This is a genomic window from Acinetobacter sp. GWC1_38_13 (assembly GCF_001767535.1).
GTDB classification, from domain to species: domain Bacteria; phylum Pseudomonadota; class Gammaproteobacteria; order Pseudomonadales; family Moraxellaceae; genus Acinetobacter; species Acinetobacter junii.
Map to the genome: position 1 here is coordinate 35,820 of NZ_MELG01000081.1, position 2,203 is coordinate 38,022.

Sequence of the window (2,203 nt, forward strand, 5' to 3'; positions counted from 1 at the left end):
TGTATAAGCAAATTGCTGTACTGGCGTTATAGCGTGAGGTAATAACACATCACGCCATTTTTTCAAAGTGTCACTACTCCAATCACCGTATACTCGTTTTACGCTAGCAATACCATATTTAGCAATTTCTTCTAAAATGGATTCAACTGAATTGACCGAAGAGTTATCAGCATCAATCAATACCGCAAGCTTCTTCGGTTTTAACTCCATTTAAGCTTCAACCCATTTTCCATTCTGGAATACTAGACTCCACTTGGTTTGTTTACCTTCCGCAGTTTCTGAACCAACATACTGCTCTTGATTCTTACGGCTAAATTTAACAACTGTCGGATTACCTTCAGGATCAGTATCAGGAGCTTGCAGCAAGAATTGATATTTTGGATCAAGTTGTTCAGCTACGCTACGTAATTCAGATACTTTTGGTGCACGCGTTTCACGAATTTTCGGGAATTTACTTGCAGCCAAGAATAAACCAGCAGCGCCATCACGCAAGACAAAGAAGTCATCATGCTTCGTTGAACGTAGATGCTCCATTTTGATTGGGTCTACGCGTGGTGGAGCAGGTTGACCACTCTTGAGTACCTTACGAGTATTGTCACAGCTAGTACATGCGAAATATGGACCAAAACGACCCGTTTTAAGCTGCATCTCACCATCACATTTATCGCATGGGATAGTCGGGCCATCATAACCCTTGATCTTGAATTCGCCTTCTTCGACTTCATAACCATCGCAATCAGGGTTGTTACCACAAACATGTAATTTGCGACCACCATCCACGACATAGCTGTCCATCGCAGTACCACATTTTGGACAACGGTGTTTTGACATCAAATCAGCAGTTTCAGCACCATCATCATCTGATAACGCAGCTAAAGATTCGACTGGCGTAAGGTTTAAAGTACCTTTACAGCGTTCTTTCGGTGGCAGGTTGTAACCTGAACAACCCAAGAATACCCCTGTCGTCCCTGTACGAATTTGCATTGGACGAGAACATTCAGGACAAGCAACATCAGCTACTTCAATAGGCTGATTGCGACGCATACCGTCTTCGCCTTGAGCATTGGTCAGGCGCTTTTTGAAGTCACCGTAGAATGTATCTAATAGCTCTTTCCAGTTACGCTCACCTGTCGCGACTTTATCCAGCTGACCTTCCAAATCTGCAGTAAAGGCATAGTTCATCAAATTATTAAAACTTTCATCGAGACGATCCGTCACGATTTCGCCCATTTTCTCAGCAAAGAGACGGCGATTTTCAAGTTTCACATAACCACGTTCTTGAATGGTTGAAATGATCGCTGCATAAGTAGAAGGTCGACCAATGCCTTTCTTCTCTAATTCTTTAACTAAAGATGCTTCAGTAAAACGTGCAGGTGGTTTAGTAAAGTGTTGACTCGGATCAAGTTTTTCTAATTTGAGTACTTCACCTACTTTTACAGCAGGTAACAATACATCATCATCAGATTTATTCGCACCGCGAACTTTGGTAAAACCATCAAAAACAAGGGTACGACCTTTGGCCTTTAATTCAACATTTGCAGCTTCAACAGTTAAGGTTGAAGACAAATATTCAGCAGGTGTCATTTGGCAAGCCACAAATTGACGCCAAATCAAATCATACAAACGTTGTGCATCACGTTCTACACCAGCAAGTTTATCGCCAGTGAGTGCTACATCGGAAGGACGAATTGCCTCATGGGCTTCTTGTGCCCCTGCTTTATTGCCATAACGATTTGGTTGTGCAGGCAAATACTTGTCACCAAAGTTTTGCTGGATATGGTTACGAACCATATTCACGGCATCATCGCTCAAGAAAGTTGAGTCAGTACGCATATACGTAATAAAACCACCTTCATACAATCGTTGCGCTAACATCATGGTTTTCTTAACAGAGAAACCTAAACGCGTACTTGCTGCTTGCTGTAAAGTTGAAGTGATATAAGGTGCGCTTGGATTTACCTTTGTCGGTTTATCTTCACGCAACGCAACTTTATATTCAGCATCTTTCAAAACACTTAATAGTGCATCTGTTTCAGCTTTATTCTTGAGCTTAAGTGTCTTGCCAGCTTGTTTAACAGCTTCTAGACGAATGTCTTCTTTTTTAGACATCGTATCAGCAAACACTTGCCAATATTCTTCTGGAACAAAGGCACGAATTTCACGTTCACGTTCAACCACAAGTTTTACAGCAACAGACTGAACA

Annotated in this window: 2 protein-coding genes; both read right to left on the minus strand. The window is 41.7% G+C overall.

Features of this window, described 5'->3' with window-relative positions; all coding sequences use genetic code 11:
* Window positions 1-210, minus strand: a 210-nt coding sequence (locus A2003_RS08140) for an NYN domain-containing protein (RefSeq protein ID WP_286687132.1), incomplete at its 3' end; no start/stop codon positions are given.
* The coding region (gene topA / locus A2003_RS08145) for a type I DNA topoisomerase (protein ID WP_286687133.1) at window positions 211-2,203 on the minus strand (1,993 nt) is incomplete at its 5' end.